This is a genomic window from Flavobacterium sp. N2038 (genome assembly GCF_025947185.1).
Classification (GTDB): domain Bacteria; phylum Bacteroidota; class Bacteroidia; order Flavobacteriales; family Flavobacteriaceae; genus Flavobacterium.
In genome coordinates this window covers 1,531,558-1,552,663 of the sequence record NZ_CP110001.1, presented here as the reverse complement: position 1 = coordinate 1,552,663, position 21,106 = coordinate 1,531,558, and the positions used below count along the sequence as shown (strand labels likewise).

Below are 21,106 nucleotides of genomic sequence, written 5' to 3'. Positions count from 1 at the left end.
TTGATTCATCAAAACATAAAAATTTCAAAACCTAATTAACCAGAATTAACATGATACAAAAAACATCAAATGCCTTTATCGCGGCATCGTGGGTAGCGCTTGGAGCGGGAACAGTTGGATTTATAGTAGGACTTGCAAGAGCCGAAATGCTACTAAACGAAAAAGGATATTATTTTACCGTTTTAATGTTTGGCCTTTTTGCTGTTGTTTCATTGCAAAAAAGTGTCAGAGACCGACTTGAAAAACTTCCGGTAACTGATATTTATTACGGAATCTGCTGGTTCGGAACATTGTTATCAATCGTTCTTTTGGTCGTTGGATTATGGAATGCAACTATTCTGCCAAGCGAAAAAGGTTTCTATGCATTTGCTTTTTTACTGGCACTGTTTGGCGCAATTTCGGTACAAAAAAATACCAGAGACAATATGAACTTTAGCCAAAACGAATAGAATTTAGAAATACTTTAAAACGAAAAGAAGCTCCAAGAAATTAGAGCTTCTTTTTTTTTTACCACATTACGTTTTAACGTAAAATATATTACAATCATTTATCTACTTTTGGATTTTAATCCATAAATCAACCTAATGAAAACATCAAAAATCCTGTTTCTTTTTTTAATTCTTGCTTTAAGCAGCTGTTCTAGTAACGATGACAATACTACAGAGAAACCCGATTCTACATCAAAATTTGCCATGACTGCTAAAATTGACGGAACTCTTTGGGAAATGAATAATCCATTTGCTTCAGATTACACAACTAAACCCCTATTTGATTATTATCCACAAAAAGAATATATCCAATTACAGGGAAGAAAAACTTTAATCGATGAAATTAGAATTTTAATTAAAAGAAGTGATCTTAAAGTTGGTACATACCCAATTACAGTAGCTTCTTTTGATGCTTCTAAAACTCAGGTAGAAATATCATACAACAGCAAAGGAACCAATATTCAATATCCGGTTGAAGGTAATGTGATAATAACAGCAGTTGACACAAATGCTAAAACTGTAAAAGGAACATTCTCGTTTAATTGTGTTGAAGATTATTCAAAACCTGTTAGCACATCAAACCCTATTACAACAAAAGTAACTGATGGTACTTTCAGTTATAGATATGATGTTTCAAACTAAAAAATTATAACCCTAAATAAAGAAAAGCTCCAATTTACATTGGAGCTTTTCTTTTAGAATAGAATCTGAGATTATTTACTCAAATACATTTTTCTTCTAGAGTACAATTCGTAGAATTGATCGTCTTTTAGGTCATCAATAAACATACTAAAAAAACAATAATTATGACCGCTATTTTTTACCTTTGTAAGAATGAGTAAAAATCTTTATATTATTTCAGGTTGTAATGGAGCAGGAAAAACAACTGCTTCCTTTACTATTTTACCAGAAATTTTAAATTGTAAAGAGTTTGTAAATGCTGATGAAATTGCAAAAGGACTATCTCCTTTTCAACCTGAAAAAGTATCTTTTGAAGCTGGAAGAATAATGCTAAATCGAATCCATGAACTTTTAGATGGAAATCGGACCTTTGCTTTTGAAACTACATTGGCAACTAAAAGTTACAAATCAAAAATTATTCAGGCAAAAAAAGAAAAATACAACGTCACTCTTTTATTTTTTTGGCTTGAAACGGTTGATTTAGCAATTGAAAGAGTTAAAACGAGAGTAAAAGAGGGAGGTCACAACATCGAAACAGAAACTATAAAGCGCAGATACCTAAACGGAATTAAAAACCTTTTCGAAATTTATCTTGAAATTGTAGATGAAGTGCTTATTTTTGACAATTCATTCGGAATACCCGAATTAATAGCTGAAAAATCTTTTGAAACTGAAATCAAAATTTTAAGTGAAATTAAATTCTATAATTTAAAAAGATATTGGAATGAAAGAATATAAAAGATCCTTAAATCAACAAAAAATTGTTGACGGGATGGGTAAAGTTTATGAAAAATTAATTGAATTTAAAAAGAAATCAAACAGTGAACTAGTTATACTTAAAGATAACAAAATAGTCAGGATCAAACCCTAATAAAAAAAGCTCCAATTTACATTGGAGCTTTTCTTTTATAATAGAATCTGAGATTATTTACTCAAATACATTTTTCTTCTAGAGTACAATTCGTAGAATTGATCATCTTTTAGGTCATCAATAAACAAGATACTTTCTCCTGTTGATTTCATTTCTGGTCCTAACGCTTTGTTTACATTATGGAATTTACTGAAAGAGAAAACCGGTTGTTTGATCGCATATCCTTTTAATTGCGGATTAAAATCAAAGTCTGTTACTTTACTGTGCCCTAACATTACTTTTGTTGCATAGTTTACATAAGGTTCTCCATAAGCTTTTGCAATAAACGGAACCGTTCTTGAAGCTCTTGGGTTTGCTTCGATAATATAAACTGTATCATCTTTTATTGCAAATTGAATGTTGATTAAACCAACTGTTTTAAGTGCTCTTGCAATTTTATGAGTATGGTCTTTTATTTGTTGCATCACGAATTCTCCTAAGTTAAAAGGAGGCAATGTTGCATTACTATCTCCAGAGTGAACTCCGCAAGGTTCGATATGCTCCATAATTCCTATGATGTACACATTTCCATCAGCATCACAGATTGCATCAGCTTCAGCTTCAATTGCTCCGGCTAAATAATGATCCAGAAGTAATTTATTTCCAGGAATTGTTTTCAATAAATTGATTACGTGCTCCTCTAATTCTTTTTTGTTGATTACAATTTTCATTCCCTGACCTCCTAATACATATGAAGGACGAATTAACAATGGGAAGTCTAATGAATCTGCAAGAGCAGAAGCTTCGTCTGCCGTTTCAGCAATTCCGAATTTAGGGAAAGGAATATGCAATTCTGTCAATAAATCTGAGAAACGACCTCTGTCTTCGGCTAAATCAAGCGCATCAAAACTAGTTCCGATTATTTTTACGCCGTATTTAGATAATTTTTCAGCCAATTTCAAAGCAGTCTGACCACCAAGCTGTACAATTACACCTTCTGGTTTCTCATGCTGAATGATGTCATAAATATGCTCCCAGAAAACTGGTTCGAAGTACAATTTATCAGCCGTATCAAAATCTGTTGAAACTGTTTCAGGATTACAGTTAATCATGATTGTTTCATAACCACATTCTTTTGCAGCCAAAACTCCGTGAACACAAGAGTAATCAAACTCGATACCTTGTCCGATTCTGTTTGGTCCGGAACCTAAAACAATGATTTTCTTTTTCTCAGTTACAATACTTTCGTTATCTACATAACGCTCTCCATTTGCTTTTTCGATTTCAGCCTCAAAAGTAGAATAGTAATAAGGTGTTTTTGCTTTAAACTCAGCCGCACATGTATCTACCAGTTTAAACACACGATTGATGTTCATATCCATACGCAAAGTATGTACTTCACTTTCCAGACAGTTCATCATATGAGCGATTTGTCTGTCGGCAAAACCTTTTTGTTTCGCTTCAAGCAATAACTCTTTTGGTAAATTTGAAACTTTATAATTAGAAATTTCTTTTTCTAAAGTATATAGCTCTTCGTATTGTTTTAAGAACCACATATCAATTTTTGTGATTTCATGAATACGGCTCAACGGAATTCCCATTGCAATCGCATCATAAATTACAAAAACACGATCCCAACTTGCAAAAGTTAGTTTCTCGATAATTTGTTCATAATTTTTATATCCTTTTCCGTCCGCTCCTATTCCATTTCTCTTAATTTCCAAAGATTGAGTCGCTTTGTGTAAAGCTTCCTGAAAAGAACGTCCGATCCCCATAACCTCACCAACAGATTTCATCTGAAGTCCAAGAGTTCTGTCAGCACCTTCAAATTTATCAAAGTTCCAACGTGGGATTTTTACGATTACATAATCTAAAGTTGGTTCAAAAAGAGCCGAAGTAGATTTTGTAATTTGATTTTGTAATTCATCTAAGTTATATCCTAAAGCCAGTTTAGAAGCAATTTTAGCGATTGGATATCCTGTCGCTTTAGATGCTAATGCAGAAGAACGAGATACACGAGGGTTAATCTCGATTGCTACGATATCTTCTTTTTCGTCTGGTGAAACTGCGAATTGTACGTTACATCCTCCGGCAAAATTTCCAATACTTCTCATCATTAAGATGGCGTAGTCACGTAATTTTTGGAAAGTTGTATCAGATAATGTCATCGCTGGTGCAACTGTGATCGAATCTCCGGTATGAATTCCCATTGGATCCATATTTTCGATCGAACAGATAATTACAACATTGTCATTTTTATCTCTTAAAAGTTCCAATTCGTATTCTTTCCATCCCATCAAAGCTTTATCAATTAAAACTTCGTGAATTGGTGATGCTTCAAGACCTCTGGTTAAAAGCTCATCAAAATCTTCTTTTTTGTAAACCACTGCTGCTCCTGTTCCACCAAGTGTAAATGAAGGACGAATTACAAGTGGGAAACCAAATTCCTGAGCAATTTCTTTACCTTCTAAATAGGAAGTAGCTGTTTTTGCAGGTGCAGTTGGTACATTAATTTTTTCTAAAAGCTGTTTAAACTGCTCTCTGTCTTCTGTAATATTAATGGCATTTACATCAACTCCAATTAATTTTACTCCGAAATCCTGCCAAATTCCTTTTTCATCTGCTTCCAGACACAAGTTCAGAGCTGTTTGTCCTCCCATAGTTGGCAAAACAGCGTCAATTTGCGGATGTTCCTTCAGAATTTCAATAATCGATTTTGTAGTTAATGGTTTCAAATAAATATGATCCGCCATAGAAGGGTCGGTCATAATAGTTGCTGGGTTCGAGTTAATCAAAATAACTTCAATTCCTTCTTCACGAATCGAACGTGCAGATTGAGATCCCGCATAATCGAATTCGCAAGCTTGACCAATAACAATAGGTCCTGAACCTATTATTAAAACGGATTTTATTGATGTGTCTTTAGGCATTTTGTATGTATTGTGTAGTTATTATAATGTATTCAAAAAACATTCACAGTGCTTTAGAAACTAGAATGTTACAAATTTATTACCGACAAGGTATAAAAAAAGGCGATACTAAAAAAGTAATCGCCTTATGTATGTTTATACAAACATTATTTTTTGTGTCTAGGCTCGCTAGAAACAGTTAATTTATGTCTTCCTTTTGCTCTTCTACGCGCCAGAACTTTTCTTCCATTCGCAGAAGCCATTCTGTCCATAAATCCGTGCTTATTTCTTCTTTTTCTTTTCGATGGTTGAAATGTTCTTTTGCTCATTGCTTTGTATCTTTAAAATGGTATCTAATATCTGTTTTTCTGTTTTTGAATATCGTTGCTCAAAAACCGAGTGCAAATATACAAAGACTTTTTTTTCTGGCAAGTACTTTAATAAAAATATTTTTAATTCATTTTACTATATTTGCAATCACAAATTTACAATAATTATGTTTCACAAAAATATTAAACTTATTTTGGCCGGACTTCTAGTAGTTGCGGGCATTTGGCAATTTACAGAAAGTAATATAGGAAACGGAATCTTTCTTATTTTATTGACTGCAATTCCAATTTTTCTTTACTTTAAAAATGAATTTATCCTTTTAGCTTTCCTTAAATTAAGAAAACAAGACTTTGAAGGAGCTAAAAGCTGGCTGGCATATATCAAAAATCCGGAAGCTGCACTGGTAAGAAAACAACAAGGATATTTTAACTACTTACACGGAATTATGTTATCTCAAACCAATATCAACCAGGCTGAGAAACATTTTAAAAAAGCAATTGAGCTTGGACTATCAATGGATATGGACCTGGCTGTAGCTAAATTAAACCTTGCAGGAGTGGCAATGTCACGAAGAAGAAAACTTGAAGCGACTAATTTATTGAACGAAGCTAAGAAATTAGATAAACAAGGAATGCTGAAAGAGCAAATCTCAATGATGAAAGAACAAATGAAGAAAATCTAACGATTTTTTAAATTACAATCCCGAAGCCTCGGGATAAAATCCCAAATTCCAAAAGGAGTTTGGGTTTTTTTTTAAATGGAATTATCATCAAATGTCATTTCTTCCTTCAGCCAAAATGACAAGATTGTGCATAAATCTTTACATATAGATCTTTGTCAAAGCCTAAAACTTTGATAAAGATTAATAAACCCACAAAGAATTGGAATTTGGGATTTTAAATATTGGAATTTAATCAAGTATAATCGAAGGCAGATTCTCATTAAGCCATTTGTACTTATTGAGAATCATAATATGAGTCCCTCCTTTTACAACAATGCATTTGTTAATATATTTTATAGGAAAAACATCATCCTGATCGCCGTGAATATGTATTACATTATCATCAATTTGATTTCTATCCCATAAAATTACTGATTCTACTGCCCATTGTAAATAGTTAAGATCACGAACCGCTAAAAACTTCTCGTACAATTTAATTCGTTTGTTGACTTTTTCTCCAAAAGAGTATTTAGCCAGATTTTCTACATTCAAAATCAGCTTCATCGGAATAAGCTTATAAGCTTTTGTAGTTTTTCCGATTTTCATTCTTCTCGGAAATTCAGCATTACTTCTAACACTCGAAATAATAATTACTTTTCTGGTCTGAATATGCTTTGCCATTTCCTGAACCAGAATTCCACCAAAAGAAACCCCAATTAAAACCGGGTTCTCATGTTTAATGTTTTTAGTAATTCTAAGTGCGTAATCCGACAATGATTCTTTGGGTTTGGGAATTTCCCATTCGAGCAGAAACATTTCAAAAACAGTTTCATCTAATTTAATTCTCTCAAAAATGGCCGGACTAGCTGCCAGACCAGGCATAAAATAAACAGGGATTTTACTCATTTGCTAGAAAAGGAATTTTAATTACAGATTTTCAATTTCAGTTAAATTTACTTTTTTTAATTATATGCACAGCAAATCTTACACCATAATTGCAGATTAAAACAAATAAAATTACAAATAAGCATTATTACTACTGTTTAAAAAAAATAACTCCATATTGAAAATCAAATGATTACCTTTGCATTCCAAATCTCTCGCGTTTAATATTCTTAGATAAGTTTTTAAACCGGGTTAATGCCCCTAAACCTATTAACATTTGTACCTACTAAAAAAACATGTCAAATTATGGAATCCACTGAAACTACTATGGAAGTTAAAGACAATGCTTTTGCCCGACAATTCGAAAGCATGACCCCGGAAGGACCGATTACAATTGAATATTCATTTCAGGAAAAGAAGATTTTCTTAACCAAAATAAACACACCTGAAAACTTTGAAAACCCGGAAACAATTGACAATTTATTAAAGAGTATTATGGAAATTAACATCGAGAAAAAACTCAGAGTAGTTCCCATTCATCCAAAAATTGTTGCATTTTTCAAAAAAAATCCAAAATACAAAGAGTTACTACCTCCGGGAATCAGGATCTAAAAATCACCAATCAATCGGAGCCACAAACCTCCAATTGCCATGTAAATAAAAAGCATAACCAATCCGGTTATAAGCCCTTTTACCCACCAGTTTTTCAGGTCAACATACCCACTTCCGAAGAAAACTGGTGCGGGTCCGTGGCCATAGTGCGTTAAAGTTCCATAAATTGAACCAACAAAACCAAGCATAAACGCCAACAATAAACCAGGAATTCCAAGTGAAATCCCGACTCCTAGTAAAGCAGCATACATTGCTGCCACATGCGCTGTCGCACTTGCAAAAAGATAATGACTAAAAAAGTATACCAATATAATTATAGGAAAAGCCATTTGCCAGCTTAAACCACCAATTTCATCTTTTACAACATTACTGAACCAACCAATAAACCCTAATTCGTTAAGGGAACTGGCCATCATAACCAGAACAGAAAACCACACAATAGTATCCCACGCTCCTTTTTCGGCTTTTACATCATCCCAGGTTAAAACTGAAGTTAAGAGCAAAATTACTAAACCAATAAATGCTGTTGTTGTTGCATCGATAGAAAAAAGATCGCCTGTCATCCAGAGAACCAACAAAATAAAAAAGGTTAAAAGCATCATCCATTCATTACGGCTAATTGGCCCCATTTCTTTTAGCTTCTGCATTGCAATCTGCGGTGCATCTCCTGTATTTTTAAGTTCAGGCGGATAAATTTTATACAACACAAACGGAATCACAAAAAATGAAATCAACCCTGGAACGATTGCCGCAGTTGCCCACGAAATCCAACTAATTTTAATTCCTAAATTAAGCGCAAACTTTTGACACATCGGATTACTTGCCGTTCCTGTCAAAAACATCGAAGACGCAATCAAATTGGCATTATAACTACTTAAAGTAAGATAAGCTCCTAATTTTCGATGTGTCTCCGGCTGGTCTGGCATTGACCCAAAACTCATTGACATCGATTTCATAATAGGATAAATAATCCCTCCTCCTCGTGCTGTATTACTAGGTACCGCAGGCGCTAAAACTAAATCTGCCAAACCCAAACCATAGGCCAAACCAAGTGAACTTTTACCGAATATTCGAATAAACAAAAAAGCTATACGGTTTCCTAAACCCGTTTTTATAAATCCTCTCGCAATAAAAAATGAGATTCCAATAAGCCAGATCACTTTATCCCCAAAACCTTTTAGCGCCAAAGTAATTGATTTCCCGGCATCTCCGGGAGCCAAAACCTGTAAAAAAGCTGTCAATGCAATAGCAATCATACACATAGTCCCCATAGGAGCAGCTTTGAGGATAATACCTAAAATAGTGGCTACAAAAATCGCAAACAAATGCCAGGCTTCAATTACAACACCATCTGGTGCTGGAATAAACCAAATCACTACCCCGACAACCAGTGTTATCAGAGCTTGAAGAATCTTTACTTCTTTCATTATAAATAGAGGTTAAATTATAGACGGAGCTGCAACTGAATTAAAAACAAATTATTACTATAAGTTGAAGTATCCGGAATATCATGGTCATAGTTGTCGATTTGAAATCCGGCTTCTATTCTTCCTGTATAAGCTTTTCCGAATTCGAGACTAACCATTGGAGTGTATGTTTGTCTAACATTTGAATCAATTTTATAATTCGGATCAAAAGTTTCATATCGGCAGGAAAATTCTAAAGCGGTTAATTTTTGGTAATTTACCACATACCTTAGATTTGGCAGAAAATAAACCCCTCGCATTTGATAATCATCAACATTTGGCGTTCTTTTATCAACTGGTAAAGAAAAATACAAATTATGATTTGTTCCTTGCTTGTATTCAATCTGCAAGTCAAAAGCAAACTTATCAGTCAATTGAAAGACACTCGTAATATCTGCACCGACCGCATAAACTTTTTCTTTGAAAACTTTTCCGATACCTCCATTTAACCCCAGGTTGATTTTATGCTTTTCTGAAAGCCCAAAAACAACTCTTGAAGAATACTGTTTCCCATTATCTTTATCCATTTCTACATCTTTTCCGTTCCCATTTAAAACAGAAAAAGCATAATTAAAAGGAAATTTACCAATATCAAATGCACCGGTCGCAGAAGCACCAATCTGGAAACTCGTCCAGCCATTTTTTCCAAATTCGTAATATTGATTAGAGAAATCAAATGATTTGATGATATCAACAGGAACCAATTCTTCAATACCAAAAGCTGGCCTAAATTGTCCTCCCGTCAAAGCAATATATTTACTAAAGGTATATTTTCCGTAAGCATTCTCCAAAACCTTTCCTTTGGTATCAGATTTAAAATCGGCTAAATTGACCAAGATTACAACTTCTGTCGCTTCACTCAATTTAGTATTTAAACCAACACGCATTCTTTTAATATCAAACGAGCTTTGAGTAACATCACCTGTAGAATGATGAACCCCCAAAACATCAATGTTATCGCCAAAACTTTCCAGATATCTGGCCTGTAAGAGTCCTTTAAACTGAAACTGAGGATATTTTATACCATTTCCAGAGTCATCATTTGAAGCTGTGGAAGTTTGAGCATTCATGAAAAATGGTACTATAAAAAGAATGAAAACAATTCGTAAAAGTAAATATTTACTCATAGGCTTATAAAAAAAAACTTAGTATCGATTAAAAAGTGCCCCTCTTAATTATAATCAAAAAAAACTATTAACTTAAAACAAAAAAGGGTAATACTAATGTAACAAAAAATAAACAATCTGTAAAAAAAATTGCATTAAAATACAGCTACTAATTTAAAGGCATAAAAAAAGGCATAAGATTTAACTTATGCCTTTACTATGTTTTTAAGAGAAAAATTACTTTTCTATCTCTCTCATAGAATCCATTTTTTTGTGCGCCAGGAATCCGGCAACATCTTCAAAATGCTCTTTAACTCTTTTGTTTCCAAATTCAAAAACCTTAGTCGCTAATCCGTCAAGGAAATCACGGTCGTGAGAAACAAGAATTAAAGTTCCGTCAAAATCACGTAAAGCATCTTTGATAATATCTTTAGTCTTCATATCCAAGTGATTCGAAGGCTCATCCAGAATTAATAAGTTTACCGGTTCCAACAGTAATTTAATCATTGCCAAACGAGTTTTTTCCCCACCTGAAAGCACTTTTACTTTTTTGGTAATATCATCTCCCTGAAACATAAATGCTCCTAAGATATTTTTAATTTGGGTTCTGATATCTCCAACAGCAATATTATCGATAGTTTCAAAAATAGTAGCATTTTCATCCAATAAAGAAGCCTGATTTTGGGCAAAATATCCAATTTGAGAATTATGACCAATTTCTACACTACCCTCGTCAACACCGATTTCTTTCATAATCGCTTTGATCATGGTCGATTTTCCTTCTCCGTTTTTACCCACAAAGGCAACTTTCTGACCTCTTTCGATAACAATATTAGCATCTTTAAAGACAACATGATCTCCGTAAGATTTTGACATTTCCTTTACAATAACAGGATACTGCCCGGAACGAGGTGCCGGAGGGAATTTTAAACGCAATGCAGAAGTATCTACTTCATCAACCTGAACAATTTCCAGTTTCTCCAACATCTTCACACGTGACTGAACCGCATCTGTTTTAGAAAAAGTTCCTTTAAAACGATCAATAAACGCCCTGTTGTCAGCAATCATTTTTTGTTGCTCATCGTATGCTTTTTGTTGATGAATACGACGGTCTTTTCTTAATTCTAAATAATGAGAATATTTAGCTTTGTAATCGTAAATCCTTCCCATTGTAACTTCTATCGTACGATTTGTAATATTATCAACAAACGCTCTATCGTGCGAAATTACCACAACTGCCTTTGCAGAAGTCACTAAAAACTCTTCCAGCCATTGAATACTTTCAATATCCATATGGTTGGTTGGCTCATCCAGCAAAATCAAATCCGGTTTTTGCAAAAGGATTTTAGCCAATTCAATACGCATTCTCCATCCTCCTGAAAATTCTGACGTTTGACGGCCGAAATCTTCACGTTCAAAACCAAGACCTACTAAAATCTTCTCAACTTCAGCCTCGTAATTTATTTCTTCAATAGCATAAAACTTCTCACTCAAGTCAGAAACTCTTTCGATCAGTTTCATGTATTCATCACTTTCATAATCCGTACGAACCGTTAATTGCTCATTGATTTCGTCAATTTCAGCTTTCATTTTAAAAATCTCGCCGAAAGCTTTTGAAGCCTCTTCCATTACAGTCGAACCATCCTTTGTTAATAAATGCTGAGGCAAATAAGCCACAACAGCATCTTTTGGAGTTGAGATACTTCCGGTTGAAGGTTTATTTTCACCTGCAATTATTTTCAAAAGTGTCGATTTTCCCGCACCATTTTTACCCATAAGGGCAATTTTATCATTTTCATTTATAGCAAAAGAAACATCGCTAAAAAGTGTAGTTCCGCCAAACTGAACCGAAATATCGTTAACTGTAATCATTTGTCTTTGTTAATTTGTTTAATCGGTTAATCGTTTATTTGACCACCCATTTTTTTTGTGGTGCAAAGATAGATTTAATTAGATAATGTGCCAATGAGATAATTAGATAATTTTGAGAATGTGTTAATTAGAAAATGTGTCAATGAGATAATTTGATAAAGCTAAATTCTAAATCGCAACAAATCAAACCGGACAGCTTTCTTCTTATTTTAAATTTTTAATCTTATCTTGTATAAAAATTTAAAAATCAGCAAAATATGAAAACGAAATTAAAACTGACTGTTTCCCTAATTGCAGGATTAATATTTGGATTTTCTGCAAATGCACAAAAAACCGTAATAAAAAAAGAAGCTTTACCAGCAAATGCTCAAACTTTCTTAAAGACTCACTTTGGATCAAAAAAACCGAGCTACATACTGGAAGACAAAGAAATTCTCTCTACAGAATACAAAGTTCAATTTGACAATAAAACCGAAATAGAGTTTGACAAAAAAGGAAACTGGAAAGAAGTTGATGCAAAAGGCTCTAAAATCCCTTCCTCCATAATTCCTAAAAAAATCGCTTCTTATGTAAAAACAAATTTTCCAAAAGAAAAAGTAACCAAAATAGAATTAGGAACTTCTGGTTATGAAACAAAACTAACCAATGGCTTAGAGTTAAAATTCAACTTAAAAGGAGATTTTAGCAAAATTGACAAATAGCTTTTGGTTAAAAAATTAAACCCGACAGGTTTTTAAAACCTGTCGGGTTTGCTATTAAAAAAGAAGATATTTATATCTTATTTCACCACTGATTATTACTTTAAGAACTATAAAAATCCTTTCTAATCCTATTATCTGTGGCAAAAAACAAAACCCGACAGGTTTTTAAAACCTGTCGGGTTGCTAAAAATTATCTAATTTTCAAATTGACTAATTATCTAATTAATCTTTTCTCCATTTTTTAGTTTCGTCAAAAATATGCTGCAAAATAGAAGCTTCTACTTCATCAAATTCGATATTTCTACGACTCAGAACTAACTTTGCTGTTTCAAAAGCCTTTTTAGTTACATAAGTAGTAAATCCTGCTGCTCCGCCCCAAGAAAAACTTGGAACAAAATTACGAGGAAAACCTGAACCAAAAATATTAGCACTTACCCCAACAACAGTTCCGGTATTAAACATCGTATTAATACCACATTTACTGTGATCTCCCATCATTAAACCACAAAATTGAAGTCCGGTTTTTGCAAAACCTTCTGTTTCATAGCTCCATAATTTCACTTCTTCGTAATTGTTTTTCAGGTTTGAATTATTTGAATCTGCACCAATATTACACCATTCTCCTAAAACAGAATCCCCCAAAAAACCATCATGCCCTTTATTTGAATTGGCAAATAGCACAGAATTCTTAACCTCTCCTCCTATTCTTGATCCGGGACCAACTGTGGTAGCACCATAAACTTTGGCGTTTAGTTTTACCTGGGCGTTTTCACATAAAGCAAAAGGCCCACGAATTACGGTTCCTTCCATAATTTCAGAATTCTTACCTATATATATAGGTCCGTTTGAAGCATTCAACGTAACAAACTCTAATTTTGCTCCTTCTTCTATAAATATATTTTCTGGCGCAATTACATTAACACTTTTCGGAATTGGCTGTGATTTTCTATCCTCTGTCAGATAAGCAAAATCAGCTCGGATTGCAGCATCATTTTTAGAAAAAATATCCCAGTTATGTTCAACCGTCAAACAATCATCATTATACTGAATGATTTCATAAGAGTCAAAATCAACTTCCTCCTGATTCTCTGTTGTAAAAAAAGCAATTACATCATCACCCTTAAAAATCGCCTGATTTGTCTTCAAATTAGAAACCATTTCAGCAAGCGTATCATTTGGCAAATAAGCTGCGTTAATCATTACGTTTTCTTCCAATTCAACCATCGGAAATTTTTCCGAAAGATATTCCTCAGTAATTGTAGTTATAGTAGAACCTAAACGGGCTTCCCATTTTTGACGAATCGTCATAATCCCGATTAAGATATCAGCCACCGGCCTTGTAAAAGTAAAAGGTAATAAAGCATTCCGGACGGGACCGTCAAAAAGAATATAATTCATAAATAAAATTTGTACTTGTTAAAATCTTGATTTGGTTATCAGGGTCAAAGTTACAAATATTTATGTTTTTACTAAACTTGTTTTAGTAGTTAGCAATTAATTCATGAATAATTACATTGCTCTTAATTATAATAAAAAACATAGTCCGTAGTTTCAACGATGGAACGCAATATATCTGTACCACGCACCCCGTGGTTGAAACCACTGGGTATATTTTAAAATGCAATTTTATCTTTTAATAATTTAGAATAAAATAATACATGAATTACTTCGTCTGTCCCTTTGGTCGAGTCGTGGCTAACAAATTATCACATAAAAAAAGCCTTCCAAATTGGAAGGCTTTTGTATAATTTAAAACAGCTATTATTTTTTAGCGTGTTTTGCATATTTAGTTTTGAATTTATCAATACGTCCTGCAGTATCGATAAGTTTAGATTTACCAGTATAAAAAGGGTGAGATGTTCTAGAAATCTCCATTTTTACAACTGGATACTCAACTCCGTCAACTTCAATTGTTTCTTTTGTATCTGCAGTAGATTTAGTGATAAAAACTTCGTCATTTGACATGTCTTTAAATGCAACTAATCTGTAATTTTCTGGGTGAATTCCTTTTTTCATCTTTTCTTTTATTTATTGTTTAGAGCATTTTTATTCTGAAGCTTTTTCATGGTTAGAAAAAGGTGTAAACAACACTACTCTTTTTTTGTTTAAAAATTTAATTATTTTTGAGTGTGCAAATTTACAATTCTTTTTTAATAAACAAATACTTAGCCCACTTTTTTTTAGTTTATTTCCAAAAGCTTTTTTTATCTACGATTATAGTGGGAATTACTATATTTGTGGATTAATTTTAAAACATATAGAAATATGATTAATGAAGTTATAAAAAAGAACGGTATTACTTATGGTGTAATGATTGGAATTGCATCGGCATTGGTGACTGCTACTATATATGCTGTTGATTTAAACTTATTCACAGCTTGGTGGATGGGCATTATAGGTATAGCGATAAGCGTTACTATCAGTATTATTTTACTGTCTAAAACCAAGAAAGAATTAAATGGTGTTTTCCCATTTAAAGAAGCTTTTACCACTTATTTTATAGCTGCTGTAATTGGCATTTTAATTTCTACAACTTTTAATATTATTCTTTTTAATGTTATTGATCCGGGAGCAAAAGACACTTTAAGTGATATTATGGCAAAATACACTGCTAATATGATGCAGAAATTTGGATCTCCAGCTTCAGTAATCAACGAGGCAATTGCAAAAATGAAGGAAAGTAATCCATACTCTACTTTTGAATTACTAAAAGGATCTGTTTTTGCTATCGTGGTTAGTGCCATTTTCGGATTAATATTCGCAGCATTTTTTAAAAGCAAAACTACTCAAGAATAAAAAAATAAATGAATTTATCTATACTTATACCGCTTCTAAACGAGGAGGAATCACTTAAAGAACTCTATTCGTGGATTATTAAAGTGATGCAATCTAACAATTACTCTTATGAAATCATTTTTGTAGATGATGGAAGTACAGATGATTCCTGGAACATTATTGAAAGTTTTTCTAACGAAAACCCAAATGTAAAAGGGATTCGTTTCATGAAAAACTTTGGAAAATCACAAGCATTACATGCTGGTTTTGCAAAAGCAAAAGGCGACGTGATTATTACTATGGATGCCGATTTACAAGATAGTCCGGATGAAATTCCGGAACTATATGAAATGATTATCAAAGAAAAATTTGATTTAGTTTCGGGATGGAAAAAGAAACGTTACGACTCTGTTGTCGCAAAAAATCTTCCTTCGAAATTATTTAACTGGGCTGCAAGAAAAACTTCCGGCGTTGAGTTAAACGATTTTAATTGCGGATTAAAAGCGTACAAAAATGTAGTAGTAAAAAACATTGAGGTTTCTGGCGAAATGCACCGATACATTCCGGTTTTGGCAAAAAATGCCGGTTTCGGAAAAATTGGTGAAAAAGTAGTAATTCATCAGGCAAGAAAATACGGTGAAACTAAATTTGGAATGGAACGTTTTATAAACGGGTTTCTGGATTTAATTACAATTTGGTTTTTATCAAGATTCGGAAAAAGACCTATGCACTTATTTGGTGCTATGGGTTCCATTATGTTTATTATCGGATTTTTAGCCGCAGGGTATATTGGAGTTTCAAAACTATACCATATGTATACCGGAATGAAATACAATTTAGTAACCAGCAATCCGTGGTTTTATATTGCTCTAACCACAATGGTTTTGGGAACTCAATTATTTTTAGCAGGATTCCTGGGTGAAATTATTTTACGAACTAAAAGTAACGAAGCACGATATAAAGTAGCCCGCGAGGTTAATTTTTAACGGAAGGTCAGCCCTAAGGAACGACATTCTTTTTCTGACTCCTTTAGACAGAAAAAAATATAGCTCAGATAGAAAAACTTATCTTTAATTAGAAAACAATTATTAAAAAGACATTTAACATGAATATAGCTCCTAATATATTAAACGCAGTCAACGAATGGTTAACACCAACGTTTGATCAGGACACACAAGCTGCCGTTAAGGAATTAATGACTACCTCTCCAAAAGAACTGGAAGAGAGTTTTTACAAAAACCTGGAGTTTGGAACTGGTGGTATGCGTGGCGTTATGGGTGTTGGAAACAATAGAATCAACAAATATACTCTTGGAAAAAATACGCAGGGATTATCTAATTATTTACATGAGGTTTTTCCAAATGAAACTTTAAAAGTTGTTATTGCTTACGATTGTCGTCATAACAGCAATACTTTGGCAAAGGTTGTTGCTGATGTTTTCTCTGCAAATGGAATTCAGGTTTATTTGTTTTCAGATTTAAGACCTACTCCGGAATTATCTTTTGCACTTAAATATTTAGGATGTCAATGCGGAATCGTTTTGACAGCTTCTCACAATCCACCGGAATACAACGGCTATAAAGTATATTGGCAAGACGGAGGTCAGATTGTTCCTCCTCAAGATGCTGCAATTATTAATGTAATTGAAAATTTAAGCTACGACAAAATTAAATTTGACGCAAACGAAAGCCTGATTAAATATATTGATACTGATATTGACAAGGCTTTTATAAAATCGTCTATCGAGAATGCAAGTTTTAATACCCCTGCAGAAGCCAAAGACAACTTACAAATTGTTTTTACATCATTGCACGGAACTTCAATAAAATCTATTCCAGATACCTTATCACAGGCTGGTTACAAAAATGTCCACATTGTTCCTGAACAAGCCATCCCAGATGGAGATTTCCCAACAGTAAAATCTCCGAATCCGGAAGAGCCGGAAGCATTGACAATGGCTTTGGCTTTGGCAGATAAAACAAATTCTGACATTGTAGTGGGTACAGATCCTGATTGTGACCGTTTAGGTGTTGCTGTTAGAAATAATGATGGTAAAATGATCTTACTGAATGGGAATCAAACCATGATTTTAATGACTTCTTTCTTATTGCAGCAATGGAAAAAAGCCGGAAAAATTAACGGAAAACAATTCGTAGGTTCAACAATCGTTTCAACTCCAATGATGATGGAATTAGCATCAAGCTATGGTGTTGAATGTAAAGTTGGATTGACAGGTTTTAAATGGATTGCTAAAATGATCAAAGATTTTCCTGAACTTCAATTTATTGGTGGTGGTGAAGAAAGCTTTGGCTTTATGGTTGGTGATGCTGTTAGAGATAAAGATGCTGTTGCTGCAACTTTATTAATATGCGAAGTCGCTGCACAGGCAAAAGCTGCCGGAAGCTCTGTTTACAAAGAACTTTTACAACTTTATGTTGAAAACGGCTTCTATAAAGAACATCTAGTTTCTTTAACTAAAAAAGGCATGGAAGGTTTAGAAGAAATCAACCAAATGATGATCAATTTACGTCAGAATCCTTTGAAAGAAATCAACGGTCAGCGCGTAATTATGGTTGAAGATTATCAATCTTCTACTGCATTAAACTTATTGACTAATGAAGAATCCGTAATGGACATTCCGAAATCTAATGTATTGATTTATTATACAGAAGACGGAACTAAAATTTGTGCACGACCAAGCGGAACAGAACCAAAAATCAAATTCTACATTAGTGTAAATGCTGAAATAGAATCGGTTTCAGACTTTACTGAAGCTGAAAGTTTCCTAGATCAAAAGATACAAAATATCATTGCAGATATGCAATTGAATTCATAAAATGAGTGACAAACTGGACACAAATGACAAGCCCGAACTATTAGATTCAATAATTGGACTAATAGATCAGACTCGTCATTTTGTCGCCAAAACAGTTAATCAGGAATTAACGCTTTTATATTGGAAAATAGGAAAAAGCATCAATGATGAAATTCTAAAAAACGATAGAGCGGATTACGGAAAGAAAATAATTCCAGCTTTAAGCATTGCATTAACTAATAAATATGGAATTGGCTTTAACAAAAGAAATCTACAAAGCTTTGTTAAACTTAACACTACAATTGAAGACTTTACAATTTTGCACACACTGTGTGCAAAATTGAGTTGGTCTCATATCCGAAATCTAATTTATATTGAAAACAATATAAAACGTGAGTTCTACATCCAAATGAGTATTCATGAACGCTGGAGTGTACGAACCTTACAAGAACGAATTGACAGCATGCTTTTTGAAAGAACTGCAATTAGCAAAAAGCCTGAAGAAACCATAATTAAAGACTTAGCTTTATTAAAAAACGAAAAACAAATTACCGCTGATTTGACATTTCGCGATCCTTATTTTTTAGACTTTTTAGGATTACATGACAGCTATTCCGAGAAAGATTTAGAAAGTACAATCTTAGCTCAGCTCCAAAATTTTATAACAGAAATAGGCAGCGAATTTGCTTTTCTTGCCCGTCAAAAGAGAATAACAATTGATGATGAAGATTTTTACATCGATTTACTTTTTTACCACCGAGGCCTGCGTCGATTGGTTGCTATTGATTTAAAACTTGGAAAATTTAAAGCTTCCTATAAAGGCCAAATGGAACTCTATCTCCGCTGGCTAGAGAAAAACGAACAAAAAGAAGGTGAAAACAAACCAATTGGATTAATTTTGTGCAGTGAAAAATCTCCTGAACAAATTAATTATTTAATGCTTGACAATGATGAACAAATCAAAGTTTCAGCTTATTTAACACAATTACCGGAAAAAAAATTATTGCTGGAAAAACTCGAAAGAGCAATTGCCATTGCAGAAAACAACATCAATAAAAAATGAGTAATTTCAAAAAAATAGTTCCTTTTATATATCCGTATAAAAAATACGCATTCTTAAACATCTTTTTCAATGTTTTGTATGCCCTTTTCAGCACACTTTCGTTTGTAGCCCTAATACCAATGCTTCAGGTTTTATTTGACAAAACAAAAGCAAACACTATTAAACCCGTTTACACCGGAATATTAGGACTTAAAGAATACGGCGAAAACTATTTAAGCTATTACATTACAACTACAAAAGGAACCCACGAATCGGGTTATATTTTATCTGTAATGGTGGCAATCATAATTTCGATCTTTTTATTAAAAAACTTAGCCGATTATCTGGCAATGTTTTTTATTAACTTTTTACGAAACGGAGTTTTAAAAGACATGCGAAATGCTTTGTACAAAAAAACACTTGAACTTCCCTTAGCATTTTACTCTGAAAAAAGAAAAGGAGATGTAATTTCGAGAATTTCTGCCGATGTAAATGAGGTACAAAATTCCTTTTTAGCCATTCTTGAGCTTATCGTAAAAGAGCCTTTAACGATTATTTTCACCATAAGCACCATGCTGATTATTAGTGCCAAACTAACTTTGTTTGTTTTTATTTTTATTCCCGTTTCCGGATATATTATTTCGTTAATCGGAAAACAACTAAAAAAACAATCCAGTAAAGCACAACAAGAACAAGGCGCTTTTTTATCTACTATCGAAGAAACTATCGGAGGCCTGAAAGTTGTTAAAGGATATAATGCCGAGAATTATTTCAATACCGTTTTTCAAAATTCTACAGAACGCTTTTTCACCTTATCTAATAGTATTGGAAATCGCCAGAATTTAGCTTCACCGGCAAGTGAGTTTATGGGAATTACAGTAATTGCTATATTACTTTGGTACGGAGGTCAAATGGTTTTGATAGACAAAACTTTAGAAGGCGCCGCATTTATAGCCTACATGGGATTAGCTTATAATATTCTGACACCTGCAAAAGCCATCTCTAAAGCTTCTTATGGAGTAAAAAGAGGAAACGCTGCTGCTGAACGTGTTCTTGAGATTTTAGAACAGGAAAACACTATCGTTTCAAAAGAAAATGCAATTGAGAAAACAACTTTCGACAACAATATTAATATTCAGAATATCAATTTTAAATATGAAGACGAAACAGTTCTGAAAGACTTTTCACTTCAAATTAAAAAAGGGCAAACTGTTGCGCTTGTTGGCCAGTCCGGAAGTGGAAAAAGTACAATTGCAAACTTATTGACTCGTTTCTATGATGTAAACGACGGAACAATTTCGATTGATAATATCAATATTAAAGACATGAATTTGCAATCATTGCGTAGCCTAATGGGATTGGTTACTCAGGATAGCATTTTGTTTAATGACACCATTAAAGCAAATATTTCTTTAGGAAAATTAGATGCAACTGATGATGAAATTATTGAAGCATTGAAAATTGCCAATGCTTATGAGTTTGTTAATGAATTACCACAAGGGATTTACACTAATATTGGTGACAGTGGAAACAAACTATCGGGCGGACAAAAACAACGTCTTTCTATTGCACGAGCGGTATTAAAAAATCCTCCGATCATGATTTTGGACGAAGCAACTTCTGCATTAGATACCGAAAGTGAAAAATTTGTTCAGGTCGCTTTAGAAAACATGATGCAAAACAGAACTTCGATTGTAATTGCACACAGACTTTCTACCATTCAAAAAGCAGATGTGATTGTGGTGATGCAAAAAGGAAGAATCGTCGAACAAGGCACACACGAAGAACTAATTGCTCACAACGGAACTTATAATAAACTGGTAACGATGCAATCTTTCGAATCTTAAGATTCTCCAAAAGACCACAACTATTTTACACAGATTAAGGAAATATTAAAACTAAGTTTAATTTCT

Annotated in this window: 20 protein-coding genes; 12 read left to right on the top strand and 8 right to left on the bottom strand. The window is 33.4% G+C overall.

Going from position 1 to position 21,106, the window contains the following annotated elements:
- Window positions 1–50: 50 nt before the first annotated feature.
- The 4 genes from yiaA (at window position 51) to OLM51_RS07015 (ending at window position 2,040) form a co-directional block, all read left to right on the top strand.
- Window positions 51–449 (top strand): inner membrane protein YiaA, encoded by a 399-nt coding sequence (gene yiaA, locus OLM51_RS07030; protein ID WP_264553626.1) that lies wholly within the window; start codon window positions 51–53, stop codon window positions 447–449.
- 135 nt (window positions 450–584) lie between these two features.
- Complete coding sequence (locus tag OLM51_RS07025; protein WP_264553625.1) at window positions 585–1,130, top strand: DUF6252 family protein; 546 nt, start codon at window positions 585–587, stop codon at window positions 1,128–1,130.
- Between the two features lie 192 nt (window positions 1,131–1,322).
- Window positions 1,323–1,907, top strand: coding sequence for a zeta toxin family protein (locus tag OLM51_RS07020; protein ID WP_264553624.1), 585 nt, complete (start codon window positions 1,323–1,325; stop codon window positions 1,905–1,907).
- Window positions 1,894–2,040: a hypothetical protein gene (locus tag OLM51_RS07015; protein ID WP_264553623.1), complete on the top strand. Its 147-nt coding sequence runs from the start codon at window positions 1,894–1,896 to the stop codon at window positions 2,038–2,040. The genes OLM51_RS07020 and OLM51_RS07015 overlap by 14 nt, the downstream gene beginning before the upstream one ends.
- 53 nt (window positions 2,041–2,093) lie before the next feature.
- On the opposite strand, the gene carB is transcribed toward OLM51_RS07015, so the two are convergent.
- Both carB and rpmH read right to left on the bottom strand, forming a co-directional pair.
- Window positions 2,094–4,949: a carbamoyl-phosphate synthase large subunit gene (carB, locus tag OLM51_RS07010; RefSeq protein ID WP_264553622.1), complete on the bottom strand. Its 2,856-nt coding sequence runs from the start codon at window positions 4,947–4,949 to the stop codon at window positions 2,094–2,096.
- Between the two features lie 146 nt (window positions 4,950–5,095).
- Window positions 5,096–5,257: a 50S ribosomal protein L34 gene (rpmH, locus tag OLM51_RS07005; protein WP_008464848.1), complete on the bottom strand. Its 162-nt coding sequence runs from the start codon at window positions 5,255–5,257 to the stop codon at window positions 5,096–5,098.
- 167 nt (window positions 5,258–5,424) lie between these two features.
- Between rpmH and OLM51_RS07000 the strand changes: the two genes are divergently transcribed.
- A complete protein-coding gene (locus OLM51_RS07000; protein WP_264553621.1) occupies window positions 5,425–5,940 on the top strand; it encodes a DUF2892 domain-containing protein in 516 nt (171 codons plus the stop codon).
- Window positions 5,941–6,168: 228 nt separating this feature from the next.
- Here the strand turns inward: OLM51_RS07000 and OLM51_RS06995 are convergent, their stop codons facing one another.
- Window positions 6,169–6,825: an alpha/beta hydrolase gene (locus OLM51_RS06995; RefSeq protein WP_264553620.1), complete on the bottom strand. Its 657-nt coding sequence runs from the start codon at window positions 6,823–6,825 to the stop codon at window positions 6,169–6,171.
- 306 nt (window positions 6,826–7,131) lie between these two features.
- Here OLM51_RS06995 and OLM51_RS06990 point away from each other — a divergent pair, with 306 nt between their 5' ends.
- Window positions 7,132–7,416: a GNAT family N-acetyltransferase gene (locus OLM51_RS06990; RefSeq protein WP_413614538.1), complete on the top strand. Its 285-nt coding sequence runs from the start codon at window positions 7,132–7,134 to the stop codon at window positions 7,414–7,416.
- Here OLM51_RS06990 and OLM51_RS06985 read toward each other — a convergent pair.
- The 3 genes from OLM51_RS06985 to OLM51_RS06975 form a co-directional block, all read right to left on the bottom strand.
- Window positions 7,413–8,843: an anion permease gene (locus OLM51_RS06985; RefSeq protein ID WP_264553618.1), complete on the bottom strand. Its 1,431-nt coding sequence runs from the start codon at window positions 8,841–8,843 to the stop codon at window positions 7,413–7,415. The two genes, OLM51_RS06990 and OLM51_RS06985, sit on opposite strands and share 4 nt — an antisense overlap.
- Window positions 8,844–8,860: 17 nt before the next feature.
- On the bottom strand, window positions 8,861–10,009 hold the full coding sequence (locus OLM51_RS06980; RefSeq protein WP_264553617.1) for an OprO/OprP family phosphate-selective porin: 1,149 nt from the start codon (window positions 10,007–10,009) through the stop codon (window positions 8,861–8,863).
- A 216-nt stretch (window positions 10,010–10,225) separates the two neighbouring features.
- Window positions 10,226–11,860, bottom strand: a complete 1,635-nt coding sequence (locus tag OLM51_RS06975; RefSeq protein WP_264553616.1) for an ABC-F family ATP-binding cassette domain-containing protein — start codon at window positions 11,858–11,860, stop codon at window positions 10,226–10,228.
- 257 nt (window positions 11,861–12,117) lie between these two features.
- Between OLM51_RS06975 and OLM51_RS06970 the strand changes: the two genes are divergently transcribed.
- Entirely contained in the window at window positions 12,118–12,561 is a 444-nt protein-coding gene (locus tag OLM51_RS06970; protein ID WP_264553615.1) for a PepSY-like domain-containing protein, read from the top strand.
- A 222-nt stretch (window positions 12,562–12,783) separates the two neighbouring features.
- Here the strand turns inward: OLM51_RS06970 and OLM51_RS06965 are convergent, their stop codons facing one another.
- Together OLM51_RS06965 and OLM51_RS06960 are read right to left on the bottom strand one after the other, a co-directional pair.
- Window positions 12,784–13,959: a GlmU family protein gene (locus OLM51_RS06965; RefSeq protein WP_264553614.1), complete on the bottom strand. Its 1,176-nt coding sequence runs from the start codon at window positions 13,957–13,959 to the stop codon at window positions 12,784–12,786.
- A 363-nt stretch (window positions 13,960–14,322) separates the two neighbouring features.
- A complete protein-coding gene (locus tag OLM51_RS06960) occupies window positions 14,323–14,577 on the bottom strand; it encodes a type B 50S ribosomal protein L31 (protein ID WP_008464817.1) in 255 nt (84 codons plus the stop codon).
- Between the two features lie 249 nt (window positions 14,578–14,826).
- On the opposite strand from OLM51_RS06960, the gene OLM51_RS06955 reads away from it, so the two are divergent.
- The 5 genes from OLM51_RS06955 (at window position 14,827) to OLM51_RS06935 (ending at window position 21,040) form a co-directional block, all read left to right on the top strand.
- Window positions 14,827–15,357 carry a DUF4199 domain-containing protein gene (locus tag OLM51_RS06955; RefSeq protein ID WP_264553613.1) on the top strand — a complete coding sequence of 177 codons (531 nt, stop codon included), beginning with the start codon at window positions 14,827–14,829 and terminating at the stop codon, window positions 15,355–15,357.
- An 8-nt stretch (window positions 15,358–15,365) separates the two neighbouring features.
- Window positions 15,366–16,322, top strand: coding sequence for a glycosyltransferase family 2 protein (locus OLM51_RS06950; protein ID WP_264553612.1), 957 nt, complete (start codon window positions 15,366–15,368; stop codon window positions 16,320–16,322).
- Between the two features lie 119 nt (window positions 16,323–16,441).
- Complete coding sequence (locus OLM51_RS06945) at window positions 16,442–18,172, top strand: phospho-sugar mutase (protein ID WP_264553611.1); 1,731 nt, start codon at window positions 16,442–16,444, stop codon at window positions 18,170–18,172.
- Between the two features lies 1 nt (window position 18,173).
- Window positions 18,174–19,214: a PDDEXK nuclease domain-containing protein gene (locus tag OLM51_RS06940; RefSeq protein WP_264553610.1), complete on the top strand. Its 1,041-nt coding sequence runs from the start codon at window positions 18,174–18,176 to the stop codon at window positions 19,212–19,214.
- Window positions 19,211–21,040, top strand: coding sequence for an ABC transporter ATP-binding protein (locus OLM51_RS06935; protein WP_264553609.1), 1,830 nt, complete (start codon window positions 19,211–19,213; stop codon window positions 21,038–21,040). Before OLM51_RS06940 ends, OLM51_RS06935 begins: the two co-directional genes overlap by 4 nt.
- The last annotated feature ends 66 nt before the right edge of the window (window positions 21,041–21,106 follow it).

What these genes read in the sequence shown, in the direction of transcription:
- yiaA (WP_264553626.1), top strand. Translation starts at nt 51, where the DNA reads ATGATACAAAAAACATCAAATGCCTTTATCGCGGCATCGTGGGTAGCG.
- OLM51_RS07025 (WP_264553625.1), top strand. Translation starts at nt 585, where the DNA reads ATGAAAACATCAAAAATCCTGTTTCTTTTTTTAATTCTTGCTTTAAGC.
- OLM51_RS07020 (WP_264553624.1), top strand. Translation starts at nt 1,323, where the DNA reads ATGAGTAAAAATCTTTATATTATTTCAGGTTGTAATGGAGCAGGAAAA.
- OLM51_RS07015 (WP_264553623.1), top strand. Translation starts at nt 1,894, where the DNA reads ATGAAAGAATATAAAAGATCCTTAAATCAACAAAAAATTGTTGACGGG.
- carB (WP_264553622.1), bottom strand. Translation starts at nt 4,949, where the DNA reads ATGCCTAAAGACACATCAATAAAATCCGTTTTAATAATAGGTTCAGGA.
- rpmH (WP_008464848.1), bottom strand. Translation starts at nt 5,257, where the DNA reads ATGAGCAAAAGAACATTTCAACCATCGAAAAGAAAAAGAAGAAATAAG.
- OLM51_RS07000 (WP_264553621.1), top strand. Translation starts at nt 5,425, where the DNA reads ATGTTTCACAAAAATATTAAACTTATTTTGGCCGGACTTCTAGTAGTT.
- OLM51_RS06995 (WP_264553620.1), bottom strand. Translation starts at nt 6,825, where the DNA reads ATGAGTAAAATCCCTGTTTATTTTATGCCTGGTCTGGCAGCTAGTCCG.
- OLM51_RS06990 (WP_413614538.1), top strand. Translation starts at nt 7,132, where the DNA reads ATGGAAGTTAAAGACAATGCTTTTGCCCGACAATTCGAAAGCATGACC.
- OLM51_RS06985 (WP_264553618.1), bottom strand. Translation starts at nt 8,843, where the DNA reads ATGAAAGAAGTAAAGATTCTTCAAGCTCTGATAACACTGGTTGTCGGG.
- OLM51_RS06980 (WP_264553617.1), bottom strand. Translation starts at nt 10,009, where the DNA reads ATGAGTAAATATTTACTTTTACGAATTGTTTTCATTCTTTTTATAGTA.
- OLM51_RS06975 (WP_264553616.1), bottom strand. Translation starts at nt 11,860, where the DNA reads ATGATTACAGTTAACGATATTTCGGTTCAGTTTGGCGGAACTACACTT.
- OLM51_RS06970 (WP_264553615.1), top strand. Translation starts at nt 12,118, where the DNA reads ATGAAAACGAAATTAAAACTGACTGTTTCCCTAATTGCAGGATTAATA.
- OLM51_RS06965 (WP_264553614.1), bottom strand. Translation starts at nt 13,959, where the DNA reads ATGAATTATATTCTTTTTGACGGTCCCGTCCGGAATGCTTTATTACCT.
- OLM51_RS06960 (WP_008464817.1), bottom strand. Translation starts at nt 14,577, where the DNA reads ATGAAAAAAGGAATTCACCCAGAAAATTACAGATTAGTTGCATTTAAA.
- OLM51_RS06955 (WP_264553613.1), top strand. Translation starts at nt 14,827, where the DNA reads ATGATTAATGAAGTTATAAAAAAGAACGGTATTACTTATGGTGTAATG.
- OLM51_RS06950 (WP_264553612.1), top strand. Translation starts at nt 15,366, where the DNA reads ATGAATTTATCTATACTTATACCGCTTCTAAACGAGGAGGAATCACTT.
- OLM51_RS06945 (WP_264553611.1), top strand. Translation starts at nt 16,442, where the DNA reads ATGAATATAGCTCCTAATATATTAAACGCAGTCAACGAATGGTTAACA.
- OLM51_RS06940 (WP_264553610.1), top strand. Translation starts at nt 18,174, where the DNA reads ATGAGTGACAAACTGGACACAAATGACAAGCCCGAACTATTAGATTCA.
- OLM51_RS06935 (WP_264553609.1), top strand. Translation starts at nt 19,211, where the DNA reads ATGAGTAATTTCAAAAAAATAGTTCCTTTTATATATCCGTATAAAAAA.